Raw genomic sequence first — 24157 nt, 5'->3', positions numbered from 1 at the left:
TCCATCAACTATAGCAGGTTCCTTGTTAAGAAAGGCTTTTGGCCGAATTCAGGCGCAGATCGGCGGCCGCTTGTGCCGCCACGGACGGATCTGCTCGAGCTGCGCTGCAACGCAAAACAGCGTCGCCTCGTCGCCAAAATGACCGGTGAACATCATGCCGAGAGGCAGTCCACTAGCGCTCCAGGCCAGCGGCACCGACATCGACGGCTGGCCGGTCATGTTGGCCATGCTGGTGCCCGGCATATAGCGCCGCAGCAACGGCGCGATGCCGCCGAGATTGTCCGACATCGTGTCGATCTCGCCAAGCCGCACCGGCGGCAGGCACAGCGTCGGCGACAGGAATACATCGCAGCCCGCGAAGAAGGCGGTCACGGCGCGTGAGATCAGGAAAGCATTTTGCTGCGCGGCGACATAGTCGACCGCGCTGGCTTTTCGCGCATTGTGGGCGCTGCCCAGGGTCAGTTTCTCGAAATCATCCGCGGTCACGGCACGGCCCAGTTTCTGCTCGGCGAGCCGCACCGTCAGGGCGGTGTTGGCGGCGACGATCGCCGCGATCACCTGCGCCGGATCGGCCGGCAACACCGGCGCGCGCTCCTCGATGTGGTGGCCAAGTCCTTCCAGCAGGGTGGCGACGTCGCGTACCGCGGCGGCAATCTCGGGATCGATGGCGTCGCCATAGGGCGACTTGTCGGTGAAGGAGATGCGCAACCGGCCGGGCTCGCGGCTGATCTCGTCGAGGAACGGACGCTGCGGCACCGGCGCGTGATAGGGGCTGGTCGGCTCCGGGCCGTGCACGGCGTCGAGCATCGCCGCGCTGTCGCGCACGCTGATGCTGACCACATGGCTGCAGGAAAAGCCGCCCCAGCCTTCGCCGCGATCGGGGCCGACAGGATTGCGGGCGCGGGTCGGCTTCAGGCCGAACACGCCGCAGGCCGCAGCCGGAATCCGGATCGAGCCGCCGCCGTCGCTGGCATGGGCCACCGGCAGGATCCGCGCGGCTACGGCGGCTGCGGCGCCGCCGGATGAGCCGCCGGAGGAGTGTGCGAGATTCCAGGGATTGCGGGTCGGGCCATGCAGGCGGCATTCGGTGGTCGGCATCAGCCCGAATTCCGGGCTCGCGCTCTTGCCGAAGATGGTCAGGCCGGCCTTGAGGAAACGCCCGGCGAGGGTGCCGGTGTGGTCGGCGACGTTGTCCCTGAAGAGATTGGCGCCGAAGGTGGTGCGGGTGCCGTCGAGCAGGTCGAGGTCCTTGAGCAGGAACGGCACGCCGGCGAACGGCGCGTCGGGCAGGCCGTCCCTGATCTGCTGTCGTGCGTAATCGTCGTGCCGGACCACGACCGCGTTGATGGCGGGGTTGACCGCGTCGGTGCGCGCGACGGCTTCATCCAGCAGTTCGCCGGCACTGACCTGCTTGCTGCGCACCAGTTCGGCGAGACCGACGGCGTCGAACTCGGCATATTCCTTGAAAGCCATGCGGGATACTCGGAGGAGGGAGTCCGTTGCTAGCGCGGACGGGCCGCGCCAGCAATGCACAGTGAGGCGATGCAGAGTTGCGCGGCGCTCCGCAGTGTGTCGTCGCGCAACTCTCGCAGTTTCAGTGCGATCGCCTAACCCAGCACGTCCACATTGATGACGTTCTGGCGGATCGGTTCGCCGTCAAGCACGCTGAGCATGTTGCGCGCGGTCTGTTCGCCCATACGGTCGAGCGCCTCGCGGGTGACGCCGGCGACGTGCGGCGCGATGATCACGTTGGGCAGATCGAACAGCGCATGGCCGAGCGGCGGCGGCTCCTGCTCGAACACGTCGAGCCCGGCGCCGGCGAGTTTTCCCGACACCAGCGCGTCGTGCAATGCGGCTTCCACCACGATGCCGCCGCGTGCCGTGTTGATCAGATAGGCGGTGGGCTTCATCCGTGCGAGCCTGCTGGCATCGATCAGGCCGGTGGTCTCTGGCGTCTTCGGACAATGCAGGGTGACGAAGTCGGCGCGCGCCAGCGCCGCGTCGAGATCGCTCACCGCCACGCAACCGGCGGCCTCGATCTCGTCGGCCGTCTTGTAGGGATCGTAGACCAGCACGGTCATTTCCATCGCCAGGCAGCGCTTGGCCATGCGGCTGCCGATGCGGCCGAAGCCGACAATCAGCACGGTCTTGCCGAACAGGTCGAAGGGCAACGCGCCGAGTCGCGTGCTCCATTTGCCATCCTTCACCAGCGCATGCAGCTCGACCGCGCGCTTGGCCAGCGTCAGCATCATGAACAGCGCCTGTTCGGCTACCGAGGGTGAGTTGGCGGTCCCGGCCACCATCAGCGGCACCTTGTGGCGGCTCAGCGCGGGCACGTCGACGGAGTCGTAGCCGACGCCGATCCGCGCCACCACCTTCATGTCGCGCGAGGCCGCGAGCTCCGGCTCGCCGAACCGGGTGGCGCCGAGCGCCACGCCATGCACCGGCGCCTCGCTCTTCAGAAGGGCGTCGAAATCGCCTGCCGAAATCAGGTTGGAAAACTCCACGATTTCGATGTCGCCGCGCTCGTTGAACAGCGACCAGCCCTGTTGCGACATGGATTCGGTGATCAGCAGTTTCTTCTTGTTGGTGGTCATTCCCGGCCCTTTATGATGTTTTTCATTCTTGCGCACTGCAGCACGACGACCGCATGTGGCTTGTTTAGCAGGACGGCGCCGGCCGGGTCCACAACGGAACCGATGCTCCCGCGGCCCGTTGGATGGACTTGTGATCGCGCCAAACGGTATTGTGGCCTGTGGCGATTGACCTGTGAGCGCCGCGAGGGGGGACCACGACATGATCCGATTGATGCGGCCGATGCGCATGCGCGCGGTGTTCGGCGCTGGCGCGATGTTGCTGCTCGGACACCTCGCGACCGCTCAGGCGCAGGGCCTGGTGCAGGGCGTAGAGCAGGGCGCCAAGGCCGGCAACAAGGCCGCCGGCCCCATCGGCGGCGTGCTCGGCGGCGCCATCGGCGGTGTTGTCGGCGTGGTCGGCGGCGTGCTCGGCGTGCCCGCCAACGGCAACAGGAACGTGCAGGGTCCGGCCGGCGCCAAGCAGGCCGAGACCGCCAAGGGTGCCAAGGCCAAGGGTAAGAATGCCAAGACCGCAAAAGCGGCCGAGGCGGCGCCGCCGCAGGAACTCACGGCCGATCAGATCGTCGCCGAAAGCGACGCCAACATCGCCCGTATCAAGAGCGCGCTGAACCTGACGCCGGAGCAGGAGAAGCACTGGACCGGCTTCAACAGCGCGATGCATTACCTCGGCCATAACGGCGCCGACCGGCTCAACCTGCGTATTGCCCGCGCCAAGCGCGACCCGCCGGACGACATCATCGAGCAAATGCGCAACGAGGCCCAGTTCCTCAACGATCGCGCCGTCGACCAGCGCGCCGTGGCCGACGCCGCAGAGCCGCTGTTCGCCAGTCTCGACGCCAAACAGAAGGCGCTGTTCATCGAGGAAATGGTGCGACTGAGCCGCGAACGCGGACTCGACTAGGCGCGGCGCCGGCAGGCGGTCGCGCGGTTCATCCCGTTCCAGATGGGAACCAGTTGTTCTCCGATACGTTTGATTTGAAACGGAGAGCGACATCATGACCGAGAAATTCGATCCCGCACCGCATGACAAATACGCTGTCGGTGTCAAGGAAGCGGCGCGCGCAGACCGCGCCAAGCACCAGGAGCTGAAGACTGGCCTGGAAGATACATTCCCCGCATCGGATCCGGTCAGCGCCACCCAGCCGGCCAAGAGCAAACAGGACGGCGACGAGGACCCCTCGCTGTGGGACAAGATCACCGGCGCCTTCCGCTAGCGCGGCGGCCCTCTCGCGCTAACTCCTCGTTAACCAAGACGCCGCAGTATTGGCGAAGGCATGCGGCGAGCGATGGAGGATTCCGTTGGCGACGATGATCTTGGATACGGTTCTCGAGCGGCCGGCACGGCCGTTCACGGCGGAAGCCGCCGGTGTTTACACCATTCACGCGGTTCGTAACGATCAGGCCATCGTCACGCACAGGATCATTCCCGATGTCGCGGTGGCACAGGCGCGCACGCTGAAGGCTGCCGGCTGGCGGGTCAGGATTTCGACCGCCGCTGGCCGCCAATACGCGCCGTCCGAATTCGACCAGTTGCTCAGCTTCGATCTCATCTGAGGCTTCTCGCCAAGCGGCTGTCTTACAGCCGGTCGACGCGCATCAGGCACGCCCAGATCGCGGCCAGGATGGCTGCGACCACCAGCCATGTCGGGTTCATGCAGAAAACATCGCCATAGCGGCACACCTGTGCGGCCCATCCGGCGCTGTTGACGCTGGCGGCGGAAAATACCGCGGCGGCGATGGCGAGCAGGGCTGCGATAAGAAACATCCGGCGCACTCCAGAGACACGCCAGCGTGGTCCGCATTCTTGAAACGCCCGTAAATCCGATCGCTGAAATATCGGGGTATCGGCCTTAATCTCGTCGTTTCGCGGGCCGATGCTTCACGTCCATGGTTTGCGGTTTGTTAACTGCGAGTCGTCGAGACTTACCGAGAGTAGCAATTGCGGGAGACAGGCTGTTGGCGACGTTCGAAACCACCGATTATGCGCAGATGCGTCGCTGCCGGATGGCCCATCTGCACGGGCAGCCCGTCGATGAGATGTTCGAGCATGGCGCTTGCGCCACCGGCTTTGTCCAGACGATTCGGCCGGATCTGACTTGCTGGCCGCTGCGCTGGACGATCACCATCGCTCAAAAATCCGCTGCTCAGCAGTCTACGGAGACCCCGGCGCTGCTGCTGCAGGCCTGAACCGCGCGGCATGGTCGGCCCAGCAAAAAGCCCCGCAGTGCGGGGCTTTTATTTTGCATCGATTGCAGGGCCGACGCGGATCAGTAGCGCGCCACCGGGGCGCCGCCGAAATGGTAGTTCAGCCCGCCGCGCAAGGTATTGGCCTTGAGATCCACGCCCTGGTTGACGATCGCCCCGGTCGGGGTCTGGCCGGCCAGCACCGGGCTCGCCACGGACTGCTTGCCGAAGTCGGTGTAGAGATATTCGACCTTTGCCGACCAGTTGTCCGTGAAGGCATGTTCGACACCGGCGCCGGCGGTCCAGCCCGCCACCGTCCTGGAGAAGCTTGCAGCCTCGTTGGCGCCGGTGGTGTCGGCAAAGCTGCCGCTGTATTTCATTTCGGTCAACGCCAGTCCGCCGGTGGCGTAGAACAGCGTGCGATCGACGGCATAGCCGACCCGCGGCCGCAGTGTCATCAGCCAGTCGGCGGTGACGGCATTGTTGGTGGAGAAGGCGCCGACGCTGACCGGGAAGGGCGCGGTCGTGCTGCGCGACTGCCGCAGGCCGAGATAGCTGACGTCGGCCTCGACGCCGAACAGCCAGCGATCGACCTGGTGATTGTAGCCGACCTGGCCGCCGCCGGTGAAGCCATCGGACTTCAGGCCGGGCGAACCAGCCGCGGCGGCGGCCTGCTGGTTGGCGATCGGCGCGGTGCCGTTGACGAAGGCGCTCGACACGTCGCTGCGGCCCCACGCGCCCCCGGCATTGCCGCCCACATACCAGCCGCCCCAGTTATAGGAGGCATCGGTGACCGCGGGCGCCTTGGTCCAGCCATGCGACGGCAGATCGGCTGCGCCAGCCGAAGCGGCGCCCAATGCTGCGACGATCGCGGCGAACCAGGGAAGTTTCATCAAGAAGGCCTTTCACCGCCCTCAAGATGCTGGCGATTTCAGTTCCTTCCTAGCGAACTTCGCCGTCGAAGGCTGTGACATGAGGGCCACAGCACCGCCTTGATTCCGGCCATGGTCAACGAAATCCCGGCCGCGCCAGGCGACAAGCGTCGCCCGGGACGGCCGGGATTTGCCGGGAAGCCGATCAGAAGGCGCAGACGTTGACGAGGCGGACCCGCTCTCCGCGGCGGGTCTGCACCACCCGGCGCTGCCAGCAGTCGTCGGTCAGGCCGCCCACATAGAGCCCCGGGGCGCCATAGAAGCCGTGATGGCCGAAGCCGCCGTGCCAGCCGTGGTGCCAGCCATGGGCGGAAGCCGCGGTCGGGGCGAGGGCAGCGGCACCGAGCGAGGCTGCCGCGATCAGTCCGAGGGTCATTTTGCGAAACATGGTCGTTCTCCGTAGGTTGGCGCGCTGCGCCGCTGTGGTGTCCCTGCCGATCTGTCGCGCCCCACGCGGAGCGCGTTCAAGCCGCAGCCAGGGTTTCTGGTTTCAGGCGTGTTTCGCGGGCAGGGAGACGACGTCCCGGCGGACGGAGCGGTCGCGCCCGACTCGCCCCCACCGCACCCCGGCAATCAAAGCTTCCCCGGCGGGGCCGGCTTTGCTAAGTCGAATCCCACGCGGAAGGGTGGCCGAGTGGTTTAAGGCAGCGGTCTTGAAAACCGCCGTGCGGGAAACCGTACCGTGGGTTCGAATCCCACCCCTTCCGCCACTTGCCTGCTTTCGCCATTCTCCCCACGGATCGCGAAACGCAGCCGCCCCCAAAATTAGACATTAACATCAAGGCTACAGCGCGGTCCGCTCTGGTGTTCCGTCGTGGAACCTGCCAAAATGCGTCCTCCGAAGTTCGAATATCGGCGTAGGTACAGTCCGTAGGTTTGGAGGATGCCTGTGCCAGACGTGGGGGCACCATGACGAAATCGATCCACCGGCTTAGTGAAAGCGCGGTCCGCTCCGCCATCAACGAAGGCACCGAAGCCAAACTGCCAGACGGCGGCGGGCTGCGGCTCGACGTGAAAGGCGGCAACGCGTCGTGGATGTTCCGGTACGTCGCTCCGGGTTCTCGCAAGGAACGTTACATGGGGCTGGGGTCTGCAAAGGCTGTCAGCCTAGACGCTGCACGCCAGCTCGCCGTTGTAGCCCGCGACCTGATCAAATCGGGCCTCGACCCCATAGTCGAGCGGGACCGCCAACCAGAGGCCGAACAGGCCGGGAAGGGTCGAATCCCCACCTTCGAAATTGCCGCAGAACGTTACATCGCGACCCACGAATCGGAATGGAAGAACAGCAAGCACCGGCAGCAGTGGCGCAACTCGCTGGTGACCTACGCTTACCCCAAGATAGGCAGCACCCTGGTCAACGACCTGACCACCGACGACGTCGCCGAAATGCTGAAACCGATCTGGCTGACCAAGCGGGAAACCGCCGCTCGCGTTCGGGGCCGCGTTGAAATGGTCATCAATGCCACCATCGCAAAGAAGGAAAGGGCAGAGGCGAACCCGGCGCTGTGGGGCGTCGTTCGGCATCTGCTCCCGCTGCAACGGCGCAAGGGTAGCGTGAAGCACCACGCGGCCCTGCCATACAGTCAGATGCCGCTATTCATGAAGACCTTGCTTGCCGACAAGTCGAATGCGGCGCTCGCGCTGCGTTTCCTGATCTTCACTGCGGCCCGCTACAGCGAGGCAGCGTTAGCACGATGGGACGAAGTCGATTTGAGGGGCGCGCTGTGGGCCGTCCCGGCTGATCGGATGAAGGCTGGACTACTGCACGAAGTGCCGCTCTCAGGTCAAGCAATCGCGGCGCTACAGGAAGCGAAACGACGTTTCGGCGACAAGGGCCTGATCTTCCCCGGTCAGAAGCCCGGCAAGCCGCTAAGCGATGCGGCGTTCAGTCAGGCCATAGACCGTAACTCAATTGAACACGCGACCACGCACGGCTTCCGCTCGACCTTCCGCGATTGGGCAGGTGATGAAACAGACGTGCAGCGTGAAGTCGTTGAGGCCGCGTTGGCGCACAGCGTCGGCAATGAAGTCGAAAAGGCTTACAGGCGCGGCACTGCGCTCGCTAAGCGCAAGCTGTTGATGACGGCGTGGGCCGACTACTGCGCCAGCAAGGTCGCGACCGGCACTTGACCAAATCGACCAACTTTCATCGGACGCATACCACATACAGCCGACCACATTGAGCGGCTGGCTACAATGGTCGGTCTCTCATTCGGGTCGCGATTCGCACCACATGAGCTGCTGCTGGTGGTCGCTGAAAACCGGCCAAGCGAAGTGCTGGCCTACTGCAAATCTCAATCCGTCATCGTCATCACCGGCTAAGAAAGAATTGGCATGAGAAAAATTATCGTTGCACTCGCCGCTATCGCCACGATCGCGACCGCGCGAGCTTATCCCGTCTACGAAAAACGCGACGATGGCACCGTGCATTTTATGGCGCTGTCCCCCGGCGACCAATTGCACCAGCGCGAAGCTGCCGAAGGCATCACCAGAATGACGGGGCCGTGTCGTGAACGGTTCGACCGGCTCGCAGCGTCGGTCGATGTTATGTCCTACGAAGACGTGACGACATACGCTAACGGAACGATCATCGTTCTGTTTAGCGGGCCGGACTCGTTGAAAGTCAGCCTTGTCTGTGCGTCAGAGATTGAGGGGACAACGTTAGCCCTTTCGACTGATCGAGGGGGTGAACCGTCGCCGCTCTTCTACACCTTGGCGTTGAACGCTGGTCAGTCCGTTTTCGGACGGAAAGCCGCTGTGAACGAAAATGCTATGCGCGCATGCATCCGAAAGGCGAGGGCGAAGGTGAATATGGTTGACATTGGCACGCTCGGATGTTGGGCCGGCCGGTTTGAAAATTCGATCACGTTTCACTCGACGAACGAACGCTAACTATCGAAACAAACTTCAGAACGAAAGGCCCCGCCTAACCGGCGGGGCTTTTTGCATTCTGGCGGGTCGCGCTCTGGATTAGCTGGGTTGCGCGGTACCGCCGGGGCTGCGATAGGCCGGCCGCCGCCGGCCTCACAGGCGGGCCGTGTTGACCCGGTGCGAGACCGGTCAGGCTAAGGCCTGACGGACCCGACAACCCGGTGGGGCCGAAGCTGTTAATCGCAGGATTGGAGCGGCGCCGGGGTACGTCTGATTGTGCAAAATGCTTTTCAGGGCTTTGCTCTCTTTGGGCGCACTTCCTCGCGGGTAACAATACTCTTGGCCCCCCGAGTCTTTCCAGCGCTTTTATCTAGACGTCTTTCGCGAGGGGCGGCGGCAACCCCGGGCCACTTCAACATTACGGGCATAAGTGCCCGATGACTCAACTGCGCGGCGCAGCCTAACGCTGCACGTTTTCAGTCCAGCGACCGCAGCGATTCAACGCCACGGCGCTAATCACAAGGAGCCACCACGATAGCAAGCCATAACGTCTTCACCGTATTTCCTGCTGAAAATCTCGAACGCGACTTTTTGTCCGTCGCCAAAGTTCTCGAAGAATTGGGCACTAGCATGCCGACCCTGACGAAAGCCGCGAAGGCCGGAGAGTTCGCGAAGCTCTGGCGCATCGCGGGGAAACTCTACGCACGACGTTCTGACTTCGACGCGCACAAGGCGCGCATCAATGCGGCGCTCGCTGACGCCGCTCTTTGCTAACTGAAAGGACGCCAACACCATGACCACCATCGACATCTCCCTGGCCCCGGCAGAGATCGCAGCGCACATGACCGATGAACGGCGCCTGCAGAACCTGACCAATACCGTCGCAGCGACCGCACTGAACAAGCCGGTCACCACGAAGTATAAAGCGGGCCTCTACCTGGTCGACGTGCTGCGCGACTTCAGCGATGATCGCGCTGTCGACACCAACCTGTCAACGTTGGCCGGTTGCATGGGCGAACATCCATTGGATCCGGCTCGGAAAAGTGACAACGGCGAACTGCGGGCGCTCGCCCGTTACGTCCAAGAGCAAGTTGCATGAGCCGCTTCATAGCAGAAATGAACGGCACAGAGCTGTACCACAGCAAAAGCGCGAATGGTTACGCCTTCGTGGTTCGCTTCCGCAGCGGCGCGAAGAGTTGCTACACAATCAGTTTTGACAGGAACAAGATCGCGAACAGCCGCGAGTCTTTCGAATTGTTGAATTCAGCCCGCGAAACCTACCGTTGGGTTGAAGCAATCCTGAACTCACTCCGAACCGCCAAGGGCCAGATTGATGACCGTATCTCCGCCTAAAAACAAGATCGACAACGAGAATGAACGCCGCAGCACAAACCGCGTCATTGCGCTGGCGTTGGTGAAGATTGGCGTTCCTGTGTTCCCGTCATCAGGCAAGACGCCGTTGGTGGTTATGTGGCACACTCTCGACTCCGTCGTGAACGATGCCGCCTATAGCGACCAACGCGAACTGTCGATTGCGAATTACGTCGAGAAGCACAGGCACGAACCGATGTTTGTCGGCTGCACACTCAACGAACACACCGTCAAGCGCATGTGGCGCGAGTTTCCTGACGCGGTGCCAAGCATCGCCTGCGGTCCTGCAAACCTGATCGTTGTGGACGCTGATCAGAAGGACAACGGCCCCGCGCTACTCGCATCGTTCATGGAACAGCACGGCGGCACGCCTGACGGGGCGCTGTGCATTCCGACGCGGGATGGCGGCGGTCATTGGTACTACACGAACCCCGAACGTCTCGGCAGCAGTCCCGGTTCGATCAAGGGTGAACTCGGCTGTGACGTACGTGGACGCACGGGTCAATCAGTCGCACCGGCTGCATGGCGTCTCGACGGGAAGCGATATGGCAGCATGAAGGATCTGCAACGGTTCATTAAAGCGATTAACGACAAGACGTTGGTGCCGCTGCCGGAGTGTCTGCGGCTCAAGATCAAGAGCAGCGAACATTCCGACCCCAAGGCAACGGCTGCGCGCAACGTCGAGGAGCGCGACACACTTGCTCAACTTCGTTCCGCTGGCTGTGGCAAGGTTGACAGCGTTGATGAAGACGACGCGCTGCTGTTCGACCCGGCGGAACTGTACTTGGCTTATGACGCTTTTCTTAATCTGCCTGTGTTCGGCGTAAAGACCGAAGAGCGTTTCGGTGACACCTCTAAGTCCGCGCATCGTTTCAGGTTTATGCAAATGGTGCGAGCGACGTTCTGGTGTATGTCGGCGGTCGAAGGCCTTGCAGTGTGCTGCTGTCTTTCCAACACGGATAACCTAGACGGCATCGTGGGCGACTACATTGGCGACCGCAGCCGCAACGGTGAGACCGGCTGTTTCAATCTGGAGAACTTCGCGCATGACTGGGTTAAGGCGAAGCACAGCAAATTTAACCCTGGACTGCCTACCGATGGCGTGGCGTTCGGCGAAGTTGAGGAGCTTTGATCATGGCCGAACCAGGTAAGAAAGAAGCCATGCGCGCGAAGCTCAAGGTGGTCAGCAATGACACCGGCATCAAGAAGGAAGCCGACCGCGAGCTTGAAGCCTACCAGCAAGCCTTGCGTGCCGCAGGCCTCACCAGCCGCAAGTCAGAAGACGGGCTTGAGTTCGGGTCAGAGAGTGCGCTGGAGTTGATCCCGGTTGATGAACTGGTGCCGGGTTTCATTCCGGCTGTCAGTGTTGGCGCCCTGATCGGCGCACCGAACGCGGGCAAGACGTTCCTGTGTCACCATGTTCTCAAGTTGCTCGCAGAGGGTGGTTCGTTCAACGGTCAGCGGGTCGATCAGGGCGGCGCGCTCTACATCGGCGGTGAAGGCAAGCAAGGCCACCGACGACGCATGGCAGCGCTTTATATGCCTATGGGCGAACAAGAGGCCAAGCGCCTCGACGTGAATCCCGATGCGTTTGGGCATCGTGAGATTGCCAAGTCGATTGCTGCTGACCTTTCGAACTTTCCCATCGGCATGCCGTCTGACAGGGCCTGTGCTCGCATCTACAAGATTGCTTGCGAGTATAAGCAGCGCCTCGGTCGATTCCCGGCCTTGCTAGCGTTGGATCATTTCGGCCTGCTTCTGGAGAAAGGCAGTTCCCGTTCAGCAGATGAGGCTGTCGAGCCGCTGTATGCCGAACTGCGTAAGCTTGCGGAGTTGATGGGCTGCACGATCTGGATTCTTGTGCACACCACGAAGAACGGCGATACCTATTCGGGGTCGGTCACTCAGGAGGGGGCGTGGGACTTCGCTTACATGGTCGAGAAGGACGGCACCGGCGACGACGCGACCCACACCCTTGTGAACAAGAAACAGCGGGATGGCATCGCGACTGCGAGCGGATCGACCTTCAAGCTGGTGACCCGCATCCTTGGCGAGACGCCGAAGGGGCTGGATTACACGTCGGCCTTCGTGTCGTTTAATCGGTTCGGTGCGGTTGAGGCCGACGACGATAACGCAGCGGATATCATCGCTGCCGCGCTGGCAGACGGCACCGTGAAGACGCTGGACGATCTGGTTTTGCGGTTCCTCGACGGCAAGGGCGCAGGATACGGCACCACCGTGGCCCGGCTGACCGAACTGATCGGCCTATCGGCTGATCGGCTTCGCGACCGTTCCAAGGTTCGTGGGGACAAGACCGGTAGGACCAAGGGAACGACCAAGAAGGACGGGCATGCCCGGCGTATGCGCGTCGAGCGGGCGGTCGAGCGGCTACAGGCGGCGGGGCAGATCACCGTCGAACTGGTGGACCGGGACAGCGGGGGAGCCGAGCGGGTCATCCGCCGGGTCATTGGGGTGACTCTTGAGGCCTGAAATCCTTCACGCAAAGTGCCCTTATGTGAAGCTTGCGTGAAGGTTTGCGTGAAGAGCTTCTAGGCCTCTTGCGTGAAGCGTGCGTGAAGGTTGGCGTGAACACCAAAACGGCAATTTAGGCCCTAACCACGGGCCTAACTTCGTTTTGCGTGAACCACGTGAAGCGCGCGTGAACTGTAAATTCTGAAATGCCCAAATTGCGCTGCGTGCGCCCCTAGTTCTTACTAGGGCGCACAGCATAGGGTCACTCCGAAAATGAGAGTTTATGTCTGATCGACCAGGGAAATCGAGAAGATGAGTCCCGGTGTGTGACTGTTCCGTGATGATGGGAATGACAGGCCAACCGGCGCACGCGTCGCCGCGCTACCAGCCTGTCAGCCTCGAGCCGGTCAGCATCACCCTGGATGAATTGTGCCAGACATGACGGGCGCAAACCGGCCAGCGTATCGGACCGCCGGGCGCGGGCCACCAGTGCGATGGCGGGGTGGGCAGGGATCAGGGATCAAGCCAGTAAGGGCGCACAGGCGGGCTTCCTAAGGCCTCAGGAACTTACCGCGATCTACGACTAAAACCGACGCGTTTAGATGGGGGCCGCGTTCGACACCGCCGCCGCGATGTGTGCTCACTTCCGGTCGATCGGCACCCGCCGGGCGCGGTCCCAACCCATTCAACTCTGAAACAAGAATGGCCACGACGGCCATCGTACTCGCCGCGATACTGCCGCTCCGGTGGCCGTCTCGTTAACATCGCGATCAAATTTTAGTGGCGGGTCCCTTCTAAGGGGAGGGGGCCTATCGGGGGCATGCGCCGCCCCCGAAAAGCAAAAGCATTTAACTCAAAAATTTCACTCTTAACTCGACTAGGTGGCTTTCATCGGCATGATCTGACTTTGCCATGGTGGAGCGTTTCTGGACCGACCAAATTTTGTACCGCCTATGCGATTGAAAACGCTGAATAATCGGTCGTTCAGCGTTCCGTTACAGGGCGAGAAAATGCAGCAAAATGCATGCCGGGGCACACCGGCTCGTTCCACTTCCGTTTCAGCCGGTGCCCTCCGGCTCCCGAGTGCCCGCAAGAGGCAACGGGTCTAAACCTCGCGGGGATGCACCCCTGCGTCACCCTTCAAGCCAAAGGCGCTTCTCTGGGCGCCTTTATCTTTGGGCCATCCCAGCCCTACGAAGGCCTGTGGATAAGCAAAAGGCCCTGCTGAGGGGGTCAGCAGGGCCTTTCGCGCCGGGAGCCCTGGAAGGCTCTACCGTCAGAGATTCCCAGATAGGCGCACGGCGCCTGATTGCAAGGTGGGGCAGGTGGCGGCTCCGGCTCCAATCACCGGCCTTCCTGGAGCCCCGTGTCTTCACAGCAAGCACCGAACCGGAGCGGCCACCCATCGGGTGGGCGGGTGCTTGTTTGAAGGTGCGCAGGACGGGCTCAGAACCACGTCGTCCTTGCTGCCGCCTCGGGCTTCATCCTCCCGATCCTGAGGAATTCGGCAACGCGTTCCTTCAACTGCTCGTGGAGCTCACTGGAGATGGTCATGTTGCAGACCATGGGGTTCGGCGGTGGGAATTCTCGATCCTGCCTGCTGGTCATGTTCCACACTTCCTCTACGTGAACCTTGCCGTCCTCGGCGGGGGTGAAGGTCCGGTGAATGAGGTGTTCGTCCATGGGATGCTCCTGGGTCGCAGCCATGGAATCTGATTTGGCGAACCGCCGTCAAGCGGTCGTGCTCTCGTCGCGAAAAAGGCAACCTGCGCACGCAGAAAACTGTCCACGGAAATCGGCTAAAAAAGTTATCCCAAGTCAACCGCGCTGTTTGAAAACTTACACACAGCCTAAGCTTCTGACCAGAAACCGTATTTTTCATTTCGGCAAAAATGCAACAATCGACATCGCAAAAGCGGTCGCGTTTTTTCCGGGTATAACGGGGAATCGCCGTGTCGATCGGTGGGGAGTCTAGGTATTGTTCAGACGGTGCTCTCGACAAGCACCGTCTGAACCTGGTGGTGAGCCGAAGCTCTCCTCCGCAACGTTGAGGGTTTTCCCTCACCTCCAGGCAATCTGTCAACCATTCGCGCGATGTCGTTTCGCGCAAGGAAGAGGCTTGCCCAATGAAAGTTACCCGGCGTCTGACCATCACTGAAGAACGTGAAATTATCCTAGAATCGAAGCCCGTCCGGTCATCTGAAAGCCGGTGGTTTGTCGTCCGCGTCGCAATGGCAGTCGCAGCCTTCTTCCACTGGGGGCATGGCTAGTACTGACCGATTTGCATTTCGGCACGGGCACTGACTGCCTTTGCCGTTAAACTCAGGTGCTTGCTTTTCGGCATATGAAGCCATCCGTCCTCAATGCCGTGAATTAGCATCCAAGCTGCATTGTCGAAACGCTTGACGTTTAGAGCCCAATCCTTTGGGCACTTCACGGGCTTCCCATTGCCACCGATGTTGATGAGCCACGGACTAATTCCGTCGCCGAGAATGGCGGTTACGGAACGGTCTATGGGCTCCAGCTGTCCAAGCATCCCTAGGATTGTGCGCGCGGTGGATGTTTTGATGTCGCCGGTCTCAAGGTGGAAAGACAACGCATTCAACAGGTCATCGCGGGTTGTCAGGTGCTGTGTATCCATAAGGTGACGCCAGTTCTTATCGTCCATCAAATCAACGGCGTGCCACCATTCAGCCAGGTCACAGAACGGTCGCCCAAACTCGTCTTCGGCGCGCGCGTCTATCGGTAAACCGATGGCCTCCGAGACACGTTTGACGAACGGGAAATCGGCGAGTCCGGGATGGCTGAGATATAGGCCTTCAATGCCGTCCAGGTTAGGTGAGAAATACTCAATAGGGAATTGGTACAGCCGCGACGGGGCAGGCACGTCATCGTAGTTCGAGATGTGTCGGTTAATCTGAAGGTCGTAATCACCGGTGGCATATCCCGCCGCAATGAGCGCCGCTGCGATAGGCATAGCTGGAGGCGGCGGCGGAAGCATAAAGTCGAAAGCAAACTGCTCCAAATCCCTCTCTTTCTCTTAGATTAAGTTCACTGCGGCCAAGCCGCTGATGTTGCCGAGCTTGGCAACGATGGCGCGCACAAGCCGCTCATCGAAACTGAAGCTGTCGATTTCCTCGCCGTCCTCTTCAAGCGTGCGTTCAAGGGCACGGACCGGCTCGGCAAATTCAGCGGTGATGATGGCGCCGTGCGGATGCTTGAAGGTGAACCCGGTCGCGTAAAACGCGCAGCACTCAATCTTGCGGGTGTAATAGCGGATGTTATCGGGGTTGCCGCCAGAGTAGGGCGTCTCGATGTAGTCGGCCTTGCGCTCGTCGTAACCGATGAGGGTGATTGCGTCTTCGTGGTCGCTGGCAAAGCCCCGAACGAAAAGCTCGGAATGGCCGTCGGGTATTAATGAATTCATGATGTTTTCTCCTTGGCTCGCAGGAGAAGCATCACTCAACTAATTGTATACTTCAAAAGAAAAATGCAATCTCTGCAATAAAACGGGCACCCTCTAGCTTTGCGAACCAAGGGGGCGCCCGAGCTCTTACGCTCTCACAGGGGTGGTCTCTTTGGCAATAGTTGTTAGTGGCCGATACTGCGTAATCGAGATTCCAGATGGTGATTGGCAAGACATCTGCGAACACCTGCCGGGCTTCGGCACCCTATGGTGGACTGGCTGGAACAGCGGTCATCGATGTGTGTGGAGCGAAGATTTGGCCACCACCACCATGGCCTTATTGCTGACCGGCGGACTGGCCAAGGTTATCGTTTGACCTGAGTGCCCCTTCATGCCCTGCAACCTCCATTGAAGCAGCCCCGCAAATTTATAGGCTGCCTCCAAGGAGGTGGCGGCATGTCAAAAGTCGTATCAAATTTCAAAGCGCTGAAGCTCACCGAAATGGCGGAGACTTACCCGCTCATCACCGCCGAGTTCAACGCGGCAAAGGAACGGCGCCGCGCGGAGTTGGAAGCGGAGATACGGGGATTGGGGTTCAAGCCGGGGAGTCGAAGAAGCCACCGGCGGCGGTGAAGTTCCGCAGCAAGGCCGACCCGTCCAAAACGTGGGCAGGCCGTGGGGCAGAGCCTACCTGGCTAAAACAAGAGATGAAGGCGAGCGGACTGACGCTCGAAGCCTTCAGGTGTTGATAATGGCGTCCGCAATGACGGCGGCGCCACCCATCAAAAGCGTGAAGAGCATGATTTGCAGCTCTTTCAAACGCAGCTCCATCCCGGCCTCGCTGTAACGGCAGGGCCGGGAGAACCTGCGCACAATCCGCCGCTGCCACACCGGGATTTCACGGCTAATCAAAGCGGGCCTCCATGGCTTCCTCAAATGTCATCCGGTCGAAGTTCTTCGGCTTGCGGCCCCATAAAGTGGAGCAGGTGGTGAAATAAACCTCAAGCACCGGGTTGAGGTACATGCCGTAGTCGATGATGCGCTGCATGGCCGCGTATTGTGCATCGGAGATTTCGATGAATTCCTCTTCGTTCTCCTGCTCGACGTGAACCCTGACGGTGTATTGCGTGAAGTGCTAATGCAGTTCGACCTCCCCATTCTGCCAGATGGTGATGGTCGGCGCTTTCATGATGTCGCTGAAGATGGCGAAGATAATTTCGCTTGGGTGCAGTTCACCCAGCTTGCGGTAGCGTCCCATGGGCCGGTCAGCGGGTCTTACACATTGGGCCGTACAGGGTAGGCATCTTCTCGGCGCACCAGCGCTTGGCATTGGCGAGAGGATGACCCATCGCTACACCGTTATCGACGCAAATCTTCATGGTGCAGCCGCCGTTATCGACGCGGCGCTCTTTGGTGGCAGCGAAGGCCGAAGATGAGGCGAGTAAGGCAATAGTTGCGATGATTGAAAGGGTCGGCTTCATAAAGCGCTCCTGTGGCGGCGTGATGCGGCACACCTAGTCTATCCGGCAGTTCGCATAATGAAAGCCGCCGGAAATATTTTTCCCGGAGGCGATGTTCATGTTGACAGCCCAAGGCAGAACGTAACTTGCTTGTCCGCCGAAAGACGCCGACGCGGGCTTCGGTTCGCTTATCATCGTTGTCCAACACGGCGACCATGCCGGAATTGTCGATGAAGTGGGTGAACTGCGCGCGCGGGTTCGTGACCAGCGTGAAGCTGATTTGTGAAAACATGATGTGTCTCGCTGTGTGAGTGAGACTTCATCGTGATTCAGTACGTCGTATACAGCAACTGAGTTGCGAGGGCGTTGCGGCTTACATGAGCGCAAGTTAGAAGATCTCGCAGCCCGTTATTTTGACATGGAGTCTAACGAGCCTTGAGGCGCGGGAGCGGCTTGAACTCCACCTTCAACCCCGGCCTGCGCCTCAGCGTCATATTCCGGTGCCGGCGTCGTTTCAGTGCCATATTTCGTAAACTTGCGATGCACTTTTCTAAAGAGGGGGAGTAACTTGCTTGATTTTACAACTGTCGGAAGAACCTCGGTCATCCAGACTCGGATTGCAGCCATCGTAAATGCTGCGGCTAAACACGCGAATCCTCCAAAGTACTGATAGCCGCTCCACTCCGCTCCCACCAGAAGTGACGCAACGGGCTGCGACAGGACAATTCCACCAAGGCCGGCGATGAATTTAGCAATGCTCCAAAACGCAACTGCTTCGATTTCTCCGATCCATACCGGCGCGGTCGCAGAGCCTGACAAGCCAGCCAGTATGTAAGTTATGACTTGAGGCAATACTGTTATGGCTACCCCGGCGGTCACGATCGTAACTTCACCCGGAAGATTGGTGAAGAAATCGACCCCGGACTCGCAATATTTTGCGTACGATTGACAGATCGCCGGAATATCCGTGTTGTTGATTCTAGCGATAACTTCCAGTCCGAGAAAAATGACAAAAAGAAGAGAGGCTATGTACCAGATTACGTAGATTTCCTTTGAGTGGTTTTTCCTCAAGCTCGAAATCGAGAAGTAAAGAAAGAGCCATGTAAACCAGAGAAGAAAGGGCAAGTACCAAGCCAGAAGCTGACTGATTCTAAAATAGTCACGAGATATTTGGTCGAAGCCGAACATGCGCTGCCATTTCGTTGATGATGTCGAATAATGTTGAAGTATACGATTATCGCTCGCAAAATATCCAGTGGGCGGTGAGAATGTACCCTCGTCGCCCTCCGATTGTTTTGGTGCATCGGATAACAACAGAAAGAAGGTGCATGGATGCGAACAAGGAATTTTGCCCATGCAGCACACGCTCAAGATATATTTGCGTAGCTGTTCTCCCGAGATAAAAACCGACGTCGCCCGACCATCATCCCGACGATGAATGCTCTTGCGGCGATTATCGAAGAGACCGCGTGGACGGAATGGGGGCGTGCATATTTACGCTGAACGACCGACGCGGCGGTCATCCCTTTGGCTCCCATTGCAATGAATTTCGCCTTGTCGGTCGGGCGGGGTGGCGCACCGCATGAACAAGCTGCGTAAACCTGAGAGTGACTTCACGCAAATCCCAAATGGTTTGCTTCGGGACGACAAAGTCAGTCTTAAAGCAAAAGGCGTCTACTGCCTGCTTTAATCCAAGCCAGACGACTGGGTGTATATCGAAGAAGTATTGGTTCGTGAGAGCTGGGACGGCAGAGACGCGTTCCGATCTGCGATAACAGAGCTTGCGCGCCAAGGATGGCTCAGCAAGCGTCAAGTTCGCAAAGACGGCATCTTCAGTCATACCGAAATATGGTTACACGCCGTCGCCGGAAAACCCGTCAACGGTGAATCCGTCGCCGGAACTTCCGACGCTACTAATACTGACCAGACTAAGACAGATAAACCAGTCCCCCCAACCCCCAAGGGGGAGCCGGACGGGTTTGAACAAATCTGGAAGGCGAAGTGGAGCAGGGGCACCGCTCAGCATGTACGCGTCAAATCGGTGAAGGCATACGCCGCCGCTCTCAAGCGAGGGGCGACCCAAGCTGAAATCCTCGCCGCGGTGAAATCACGTGCCGGTATCGACAAGCCAGACACTGTTTACGCCCCCCATGCTCTCGACCTGGCTGAACGAGGACCGTTGGAAGGTGGAAGGCGTAACGGGTAAGTCACCGGAGGAACTGGCGGCTTGGAAAGCTCAGCTTGAAAAAACTGCTCGCAGGCGAGCTGAGGAATTCAACCGCAAGACCCGGCAGCAGGCTCTTGACCGTTTGGGGCTTCGGGAATGAAGGAGTTCAACCAGCTGGAGCTGTTCGAGCAGTTAGAGATGTTCTTCGAAGAGTGTCGACAGGTACGTGAGCAGGCTCCGCCGCCGGTGCAGGTCCGCAGGAAGGAAATTGTAGACCCTTGGCCGCCGCACATGAGGTTCGACTAAATGAGTGCCAGGACCACGTTGTTCACCAGCTCAGACACCATATCGTCTGCTTGATGCTGGCTGATAATGACATCGGACGGATGGGCTGCGATATTTCGCCGGTCCAGCTCCTTCTTTAAAATGCGGTAGACGACGGAGTTGAACGTATCAGCTACGTTTGCGATTTCAACGGTCTCACGCTCAGTCAACTCCTCCGTGAAGTCATCATACTTCGCAATGACGATGTTGGTCTTCTTCGGATATTTCCTCGTGATTGCGGCGTTGAAGTCGGCTAGTCGCTGCGCATCCGCAAGGATGTAATCGAGGATATGCGCGTAGGCGAGATTCCAGGCCATAACGATGCAAGCCCGGTAGGCTTCGTGCCGGTAGCACTTCAAGGCTTCTTGCAGGAAGGCGCGTTGGATGACATTGGGCACCTTCCCGGGAAGGTCTGACAGAATCTTGCTCACAGCAATGACGCTGTGGTGAATGCCATACAGCTTATCCAATTCTGAACGAACGGAACGGGCGAGCTTGAACATCCCCTCTCATTGAGAAGGTCGGGCGGCTTCCGGTCTGCCATGCGGGTCAGGTTCATGGCGATATTGATCTGCGACAAATGAAGGCTGTCGTAGCACCGCTTTATATCGCTTGGCTCGAATAGCTCTTTGCCACCGTGGACGTGAAGCCACCATGCGAAAAGACGCATCTTCTCGCGTGGCGATAATGCATCGAAATCGACGATCTGCGAGATTAATTCCTCAAGCAGCATTGCTGTTTTTCAACTCAGCAACGCGTTTGAGACCAACGTGGTTGATAGTGTAGGTGCCTTTTTCGGACGAACCGAGCAATTCATCCGACTTCAACTGCCGCAAAGGTTGGGCAAAATCTTTCGCGCTCGACGTCCATTTGAGCCACTTAAATGCTGAGTAAACATGAGACGGGGTGACCTTTGCAACACCGCCATGCTCCTGAAACCAAGCGCAGACCAACAGGTAACGAGCAACCTGGCCATCGGTTTTGTAGTTGGATGCGAACGATACCAGGGGCACTTCATAGCTGTCGAAGTCGATATCCAACAGTTCGGGCGTCACCACAGTCGTCTTTCGCGGGGTAGTTGAGCGCGCGCGGACAGGGGCCTCAACAGCCTCGTCTTCTAATACCTCTTCAGCCTCCCCCTCGATTTCCTGGTGTTCTTCAGCGCCATTGGAGGGAGCCGCAATGCGCTTAATCGTCTGCGTTGCCGCAGGACCGCGCAAGGCATTGGTAATTGCCTGCGTGACGGACTGGATCTGATCATCAGCAATTTCGGCCTCGACCAGGATAAAACGAATTTTAGAAGTACCGGTGGTCTTTGGTGCAGAACTTTTGGCCATTTTACGCGACCTCAAACTGGGGTGCTCGAATCGGCACAACTGGGAAAGACCCCAGCTATCCATGGTTGTGAGTTCCTTTCAAGCCAAAGTTGCTATTTTGTTCACTGTACCCAATATCCACGCTCTTGACTCCGATGTTCCCTTTTCGTTCTATGGCCCGAAATCAGGGTGACGGCCATGGGCATCGACGCAATTCGCAACGAAATCGAACACATGCGGCGGCAAATCAGCCGCCAAAACAAGGACATACTGAGCTTGCGGAGGGCGGGGGTGGACACCGCAGCCTCCTTGCTTTTGCTCTCCCGGATGCAAGATAAAGTGGATGTTCTGGTCGCTGAGCGTGACCGTCTGGCTGGCGACGAGCGGCGCCGTTACGCCTGCGGTAAGGTCATCAACGGCACACCGGCATCGCGACGGATGTGATGGACAACCTCCGGCGCTTTCCGCCACCCTGGACCATGCAGGAGGGCGACGACCAGTGCTTTCGGCTCTACGACGCCACCGGGTTCTTCATTTGCTCTGTGAGCCACCGGGAGGATCTGCACGCAAGGAACTTCCAGTACGCCGACAGCCATATGAGGCGGGAGGAGGCCCGGCGGATTGCAAAGGCTATCTCGCGGTTGCCCGACCTTCTGCGGCGGCCGCCGTATTGATTTAACGTGGCTACAAGCCGGCCGGCTCAAATCACCACGGGTTAGGGCGTCCGCTTATCACGCTGGATGACCTCCCGGATAACTGGGAAGCCCTGATGACCTCTGTGTATCAGGTTGGTGGGGCCGATGTTGAGGTCCGCATTGCTCTTGCCATTCCCCCATCTCGCGCTCTCAACCATCTTTCATGGAAGAGACTGCAGGATGAGTACCCGGAATTCTCAGGAGCCGTTGAGGCTGGTCATCTTCTCGCTGAAGCTTGGATGTACCAGAAAGCGCGGGAAGGAGCTTAGCGCCCCGACCTTTCAAAACGTTCAAGCAAAATTAGAGAGGCCGTGTCTATCCGCGAACGCGACCCTTGCCGGGGTACGAAGGAGCCCGCCGCGGGCGTGGATAGCAAAGCAGGCGATGGGCCTCTAAAGTGTAGTAGGCTCGCGCTTGTTCAGCGTTGAGCGAAGTTCTGAGCGCAACTCTTCTCCAAGCTTGGTCATGACAACTTCGACAACCTCATCTGTTGGTCGATCAAATAGCTCAGGATCTTCGTCCACAGCATATTTGAGTGTCCCGGGAAAATGGGTCGTGATGTTGGCCACAATGGTCTCTCGCAGCTTTTCGGTTCTATCAGCTTGGAAGCGAACACCCTCGCCACGGCGCTTTCGGTCGTCACCGTCCAGGAACTCGATGCCGGCCATCTCCAAGGCCTTCTTCACCGCATAATCGGACCGAGACTCCATCCTGCCAGTAGTTGATTCCATGCGTTTGATGGTCTTCACCGAGACACGAGCCTTTTCGGCCAACTCGTCCTGTTCCCAACGCAACATGGCGCGGGCGGCACGCATCTGCTCAGCGGTAAGAAATCCAGACATTGCAACCTCCTATGACCTTCAAAAGGACATACGTAGTTTATTTGTCCAATTTAAGGCCTCTCGGATTCTCTATGGATATATATAGGTTGTTGCGTTCGTGAGCGAAAAGCCCCGGAGAAAGCCGACAAGCGCTTTTTAGTGGTGTAAGCTTGGCGATACCCGTCTAGCGTGAACAGGAGTAAGGCAGATTCCTGGAAAGATAATTGTCCACGACAAGAACGTGCCCGAGCGCCCTAAACCAAAAGGAGACGGGCCAGATTTCAAATGGCTCATGGAGGAATCGAAGCACCTGGCCTCGCTTATCGGGGTATCGTCGAAACAGATATTCGAAATATTCAAGGCTGGGACGGATTGGGAATTTATCATCAAAATGGATGCGCTGCTTGAAGCCGCCTCGAAAGCGGTCGTAAAGGCGGCGCTCGCAAACGAGTATCTGGACGCTGATGACATGGATGAGTTTGTTGATGCCCTTCCGATGCGAGGACGCACCTCAATTTTGAAGTTGCTTCAGGCGAGCGGCTGCGGCGATGCCGAGCGTAACCTAATCGACTCTGTGAGAGTCCTGAGAAACGGCTTTGCCCATGATATTACGCAAATGGAAATGTCACTCATTGATGTTATCAAAGGCCGGAAGGATCGAACCACACTTCTGAGAGGACTTTGTTGGATCAAGGAATACGAAGAGGCGGCGCTCATTAAAATGTATGAGAAAGACGGCGGGCTTTTTCGTTTCGGGATCGTCAGTGGGGCGCTAACCTTCATGATTGCTGCCTACCACTCGGTGATTAAACAGCCGGAAGATCCAGTTGCGATAGGTCCCGAAACGCCTCCGGCGTCTTAATACCTTAGGCTATTAGGACAACTTATCAGAATAGTAGGGTACTGTGACGAAAAGTCCGATAGAGGAGTACGCCGAGTTTCGGGACGTAATCTGGGAGACCGACCCACACTACAAAGCGTTCTACGGCGCTCTCATTGAACTGAATACAGAGACCGACCGCGGCATCGCTTTGGTGCTGACCTCTTTTTTGGACAAGATCCTAGGCGAGGTGCTTTGCGCTTTTTTCATCGACAATGAAGCCACAAAGCTACTCCTCGTGGGATTCAACGCCCCATTGGGCACTTTCAACAGTAGGGTTGCCGCCTGTCATGCTTTGGGGCTCATAAGTGACGACGAGGCCGGGCGAATCAACATCATGCGCAAAGTGAGAAACGAGTTCGCTCACGAGATAGGAGTGAACTTCAACGAGGGCAGGGTGAAGGACCTCTGCAATAACCTTGCGGCTGACAGCGCCACAAAGCCGCGAGATAAATTCACACACGCTGGAATATCAATCCTGATACCACTGCTGAGCAGGCCTAAGGAAGTCGCAGAAAAGCGTCTCACTTGGGGCGGCTGGTCTCAATGGACAAAGCAAGAAATTTAATCGTTACTCGCCCTTTGCTGCTCAGGGGTGACCACCGGCTCCATGCCTGTACCCCACATGACAGCAAGCTGGTTAAGCTTGGCATCCTCTAGC

At 58.9% G+C, this 24157-nt stretch carries 34 protein-coding genes, 1 tRNA gene and 1 riboswitch; of the genes, 18 read left to right on the top strand and 17 right to left on the bottom strand.

What is annotated here, in order from left to right:
• Positions 1 to 48 precede the first annotated feature (48 nt).
• Entirely contained in the window at positions 49 to 1473 is a 1425-nt protein-coding gene (locus tag ONR75_RS18665) for an amidase (RefSeq protein WP_265078575.1), read from the bottom strand.
• 134 nt (positions 1474 to 1607) lie between these two features.
• A complete protein-coding gene (locus tag ONR75_RS18660; protein WP_265078574.1) occupies positions 1608 to 2597 on the bottom strand; it encodes a hydroxyacid dehydrogenase in 990 nt (329 codons plus the stop codon).
• Positions 2598 to 2796: 199 nt separating this feature from the next.
• On the opposite strand from ONR75_RS18660, the gene ONR75_RS18655 reads away from it, so the two are divergent.
• The 3 genes from ONR75_RS18655 (at position 2797) to ONR75_RS18645 (ending at position 4151) form a co-directional block, all read left to right on the top strand.
• The gene (locus ONR75_RS18655) at positions 2797 to 3498 is read left to right on the top strand and encodes a Spy/CpxP family protein refolding chaperone (protein ID WP_265078573.1); all 702 of its coding nucleotides are present in this window, start codon (positions 2797 to 2799) and stop codon (positions 3496 to 3498) included.
• Between the two features lie 94 nt (positions 3499 to 3592).
• The gene (locus tag ONR75_RS18650) at positions 3593 to 3811 is read left to right on the top strand and encodes a hypothetical protein (protein ID WP_265078572.1); all 219 of its coding nucleotides are present in this window, start codon (positions 3593 to 3595) and stop codon (positions 3809 to 3811) included.
• Positions 3812 to 3896: 85 nt separating this feature from the next.
• Complete coding sequence (locus tag ONR75_RS18645) at positions 3897 to 4151, top strand: hypothetical protein (protein ID WP_265078571.1); 255 nt, start codon at positions 3897 to 3899, stop codon at positions 4149 to 4151.
• A 22-nt stretch (positions 4152 to 4173) separates the two neighbouring features.
• On the opposite strand, the gene ONR75_RS18640 is transcribed toward ONR75_RS18645, so the two are convergent.
• Positions 4174 to 4362, bottom strand: a complete 189-nt coding sequence (locus ONR75_RS18640; protein WP_265078570.1) for a hypothetical protein — start codon at positions 4360 to 4362, stop codon at positions 4174 to 4176.
• A 191-nt stretch (positions 4363 to 4553) separates the two neighbouring features.
• Here ONR75_RS18640 and ONR75_RS18635 point away from each other — a divergent pair, with 191 nt between their 5' ends.
• A complete protein-coding gene (locus ONR75_RS18635; protein WP_265078569.1) occupies positions 4554 to 4784 on the top strand; it encodes a hypothetical protein in 231 nt (76 codons plus the stop codon).
• A gap of 80 nt (positions 4785 to 4864) precedes the next feature.
• Here the strand turns inward: ONR75_RS18635 and ONR75_RS18630 are convergent, their stop codons facing one another.
• Both ONR75_RS18630 and ONR75_RS18625 read right to left on the bottom strand, forming a co-directional pair.
• Entirely contained in the window at positions 4865 to 5674 is an 810-nt protein-coding gene (locus ONR75_RS18630) for an outer membrane protein (RefSeq protein ID WP_265078568.1), read from the bottom strand.
• 184 nt (positions 5675 to 5858) lie between these two features.
• Positions 5859 to 6101: a hypothetical protein gene (locus ONR75_RS18625; RefSeq protein WP_265078567.1), complete on the bottom strand. Its 243-nt coding sequence runs from the start codon at positions 6099 to 6101 to the stop codon at positions 5859 to 5861.
• Between the two features lie 232 nt (positions 6102 to 6333).
• Between ONR75_RS18625 and ONR75_RS18620 the strand changes: the two genes are divergently transcribed.
• The 3 genes from ONR75_RS18620 to ONR75_RS18610 all read left to right on the top strand — a co-directional run bounded on the left by ONR75_RS18620 (position 6334) and on the right by ONR75_RS18610 (position 8605).
• Positions 6334 to 6423: transfer RNA gene (locus ONR75_RS18620), tRNA-Ser, on the top strand.
• Positions 6424 to 6622: 199 nt separating this feature from the next.
• Positions 6623 to 7843, top strand: a complete 1221-nt coding sequence (locus tag ONR75_RS18615; protein WP_265078566.1) for a tyrosine-type recombinase/integrase — start codon at positions 6623 to 6625, stop codon at positions 7841 to 7843.
• A gap of 204 nt (positions 7844 to 8047) precedes the next feature.
• Positions 8048 to 8605, top strand: coding sequence for a hypothetical protein (locus ONR75_RS18610; protein WP_265078565.1), 558 nt, complete (start codon positions 8048 to 8050; stop codon positions 8603 to 8605).
• Positions 8606 to 9100: 495 nt separating this feature from the next.
• Here the strand turns inward: ONR75_RS18610 and ONR75_RS18605 are convergent, their stop codons facing one another.
• Positions 9101 to 9388 (bottom strand): hypothetical protein, encoded by a 288-nt coding sequence (locus tag ONR75_RS18605; RefSeq protein WP_265078564.1) that lies wholly within the window; start codon positions 9386 to 9388, stop codon positions 9101 to 9103.
• On the opposite strand from ONR75_RS18605, the gene ONR75_RS18600 reads away from it, so the two are divergent.
• From ONR75_RS18600 to ONR75_RS18585, 4 genes are read left to right on the top strand one after another with little or no spacing between them, the layout of a single operon-like run.
• Complete coding sequence (locus tag ONR75_RS18600) at positions 9378 to 9683, top strand: hypothetical protein (RefSeq protein ID WP_265078563.1); 306 nt, start codon at positions 9378 to 9380, stop codon at positions 9681 to 9683. The two genes, ONR75_RS18605 and ONR75_RS18600, sit on opposite strands and share 11 nt — an antisense overlap.
• On the top strand, positions 9680 to 9937 hold the full coding sequence (locus tag ONR75_RS18595) for a hypothetical protein (protein WP_265078562.1): 258 nt from the start codon (positions 9680 to 9682) through the stop codon (positions 9935 to 9937). The genes ONR75_RS18600 and ONR75_RS18595 overlap by 4 nt, the downstream gene beginning before the upstream one ends.
• A complete protein-coding gene (locus tag ONR75_RS18590) occupies positions 9918 to 11087 on the top strand; it encodes a bifunctional DNA primase/polymerase (RefSeq protein WP_265078561.1) in 1170 nt (389 codons plus the stop codon). The genes ONR75_RS18595 and ONR75_RS18590 overlap by 20 nt, the downstream gene beginning before the upstream one ends.
• 2 nt (positions 11088 to 11089) lie before the next feature.
• The gene (locus ONR75_RS18585; protein WP_265078560.1) at positions 11090 to 12445 is read left to right on the top strand and encodes an AAA family ATPase; all 1356 of its coding nucleotides are present in this window, start codon (positions 11090 to 11092) and stop codon (positions 12443 to 12445) included.
• Between the two features lie 1428 nt (positions 12446 to 13873).
• Here the strand turns inward: ONR75_RS18585 and ONR75_RS18580 are convergent.
• The 3 genes from ONR75_RS18580 to ONR75_RS18570 form a co-directional block, all read right to left on the bottom strand.
• On the bottom strand, positions 13874 to 14110 hold the full coding sequence (locus ONR75_RS18580; protein ID WP_265078559.1) for a hypothetical protein: 237 nt from the start codon (positions 14108 to 14110) through the stop codon (positions 13874 to 13876).
• A 583-nt stretch (positions 14111 to 14693) separates the two neighbouring features.
• Positions 14694 to 15452 carry a hypothetical protein gene (locus ONR75_RS18575; protein ID WP_265078558.1) on the bottom strand — a complete coding sequence of 253 codons (759 nt, stop codon included), beginning with the start codon at positions 15450 to 15452 and terminating at the stop codon, positions 14694 to 14696.
• A 15-nt stretch (positions 15453 to 15467) separates the two neighbouring features.
• The gene (locus ONR75_RS18570) at positions 15468 to 15854 is read right to left on the bottom strand and encodes a hypothetical protein (protein WP_265078557.1); all 387 of its coding nucleotides are present in this window, start codon (positions 15852 to 15854) and stop codon (positions 15468 to 15470) included.
• Between the two features lie 435 nt (positions 15855 to 16289).
• Between ONR75_RS18570 and ONR75_RS18565 the strand changes: the two genes are divergently transcribed.
• Positions 16290 to 16466: a hypothetical protein gene (locus tag ONR75_RS18565; protein WP_265078556.1), complete on the top strand. Its 177-nt coding sequence runs from the start codon at positions 16290 to 16292 to the stop codon at positions 16464 to 16466.
• Complete coding sequence (locus ONR75_RS32860) at positions 16463 to 16582, top strand: H-NS family nucleoid-associated regulatory protein (RefSeq protein WP_413776363.1); 120 nt, start codon at positions 16463 to 16465, stop codon at positions 16580 to 16582. Before ONR75_RS18565 ends, ONR75_RS32860 begins: the two co-directional genes overlap by 4 nt.
• Here the strand turns inward: ONR75_RS32860 and ONR75_RS18560 are convergent.
• The 5 genes from ONR75_RS18560 to ONR75_RS18540 form a co-directional block, all read right to left on the bottom strand.
• On the bottom strand, positions 16572 to 16745 hold the full coding sequence (locus tag ONR75_RS18560; protein ID WP_265078555.1) for a hypothetical protein: 174 nt from the start codon (positions 16743 to 16745) through the stop codon (positions 16572 to 16574). The two genes, ONR75_RS32860 and ONR75_RS18560, sit on opposite strands and share 11 nt — an antisense overlap.
• Positions 16738 to 16881 carry a hypothetical protein gene (locus tag ONR75_RS18555; protein WP_265078554.1) on the bottom strand — a complete coding sequence of 48 codons (144 nt, stop codon included), beginning with the start codon at positions 16879 to 16881 and terminating at the stop codon, positions 16738 to 16740. The genes ONR75_RS18560 and ONR75_RS18555 overlap by 8 nt, the downstream gene beginning before the upstream one ends.
• A gap of 87 nt (positions 16882 to 16968) precedes the next feature.
• Positions 16969 to 17091, bottom strand: coding sequence for a hypothetical protein (locus ONR75_RS18550; protein WP_265078553.1), 123 nt, complete (start codon positions 17089 to 17091; stop codon positions 16969 to 16971).
• Positions 17092 to 17225: 134 nt separating this feature from the next.
• Positions 17226 to 17585: a hypothetical protein gene (locus ONR75_RS18545; protein WP_265078552.1), complete on the bottom strand. Its 360-nt coding sequence runs from the start codon at positions 17583 to 17585 to the stop codon at positions 17226 to 17228.
• A gap of 116 nt (positions 17586 to 17701) precedes the next feature.
• Positions 17702 to 18481, bottom strand: a complete 780-nt coding sequence (locus tag ONR75_RS18540) for a hypothetical protein (RefSeq protein WP_265078551.1) — start codon at positions 18479 to 18481, stop codon at positions 17702 to 17704.
• 520 nt (positions 18482 to 19001) lie between these two features.
• Between ONR75_RS18540 and ONR75_RS18535 the strand changes: the two genes are divergently transcribed.
• Both ONR75_RS18535 and ONR75_RS18530 read left to right on the top strand, forming a co-directional pair.
• Positions 19002 to 19499 (top strand): hypothetical protein, encoded by a 498-nt coding sequence (locus tag ONR75_RS18535; protein WP_265078550.1) that lies wholly within the window; start codon positions 19002 to 19004, stop codon positions 19497 to 19499.
• Positions 19500 to 19616: 117 nt separating this feature from the next.
• Positions 19617 to 19766 (top strand): hypothetical protein, encoded by a 150-nt coding sequence (locus ONR75_RS18530; protein WP_265078549.1) that lies wholly within the window; start codon positions 19617 to 19619, stop codon positions 19764 to 19766.
• Here the strand turns inward: ONR75_RS18530 and ONR75_RS18525 are convergent.
• Positions 19763 to 20287, bottom strand: coding sequence for a hypothetical protein (locus tag ONR75_RS18525; RefSeq protein WP_265078548.1), 525 nt, complete (start codon positions 20285 to 20287; stop codon positions 19763 to 19765). The two genes, ONR75_RS18530 and ONR75_RS18525, sit on opposite strands and share 4 nt — an antisense overlap.
• A 219-nt stretch (positions 20288 to 20506) precedes the next feature.
• Positions 20507 to 21121, bottom strand: a complete 615-nt coding sequence (locus tag ONR75_RS18520; protein ID WP_265078547.1) for a hypothetical protein — start codon at positions 21119 to 21121, stop codon at positions 20507 to 20509.
• A gap of 177 nt (positions 21122 to 21298) precedes the next feature.
• On the opposite strand from ONR75_RS18520, the gene ONR75_RS18515 reads away from it, so the two are divergent.
• The gene (locus ONR75_RS18515) at positions 21299 to 21544 is read left to right on the top strand and encodes a hypothetical protein (protein ID WP_265078546.1); all 246 of its coding nucleotides are present in this window, start codon (positions 21299 to 21301) and stop codon (positions 21542 to 21544) included.
• Between the two features lie 202 nt (positions 21545 to 21746).
• Positions 21747 to 21822: riboswitch (SAM riboswitch) on the bottom strand.
• A 365-nt stretch (positions 21823 to 22187) separates the two neighbouring features.
• Here ONR75_RS18515 and ONR75_RS32490 read toward each other — a convergent pair.
• Entirely contained in the window at positions 22188 to 22637 is a 450-nt protein-coding gene (locus ONR75_RS32490; RefSeq protein WP_320109631.1) for a hypothetical protein, read from the bottom strand.
• A 220-nt stretch (positions 22638 to 22857) separates the two neighbouring features.
• Between ONR75_RS32490 and ONR75_RS18505 the strand changes: the two genes are divergently transcribed.
• Positions 22858 to 23478: a hypothetical protein gene (locus ONR75_RS18505; RefSeq protein ID WP_265078545.1), complete on the top strand. Its 621-nt coding sequence runs from the start codon at positions 22858 to 22860 to the stop codon at positions 23476 to 23478.
• 43 nt (positions 23479 to 23521) lie between these two features.
• Positions 23522 to 24064, top strand: a complete 543-nt coding sequence (locus tag ONR75_RS18500; protein ID WP_265078544.1) for a transcriptional regulator — start codon at positions 23522 to 23524, stop codon at positions 24062 to 24064.
• Positions 24065 to 24157: the final 93 nt, after the last annotated feature.

Origin of the sequence: Rhodopseudomonas sp. P2A-2r (genome assembly GCF_026015985.1) — a bacterium.
Classification (GTDB): Bacteria; Pseudomonadota; Alphaproteobacteria; order Rhizobiales; family Xanthobacteraceae; genus Tardiphaga.
This window is presented reverse-complemented; position numbering and strand designations above follow the sequence as displayed.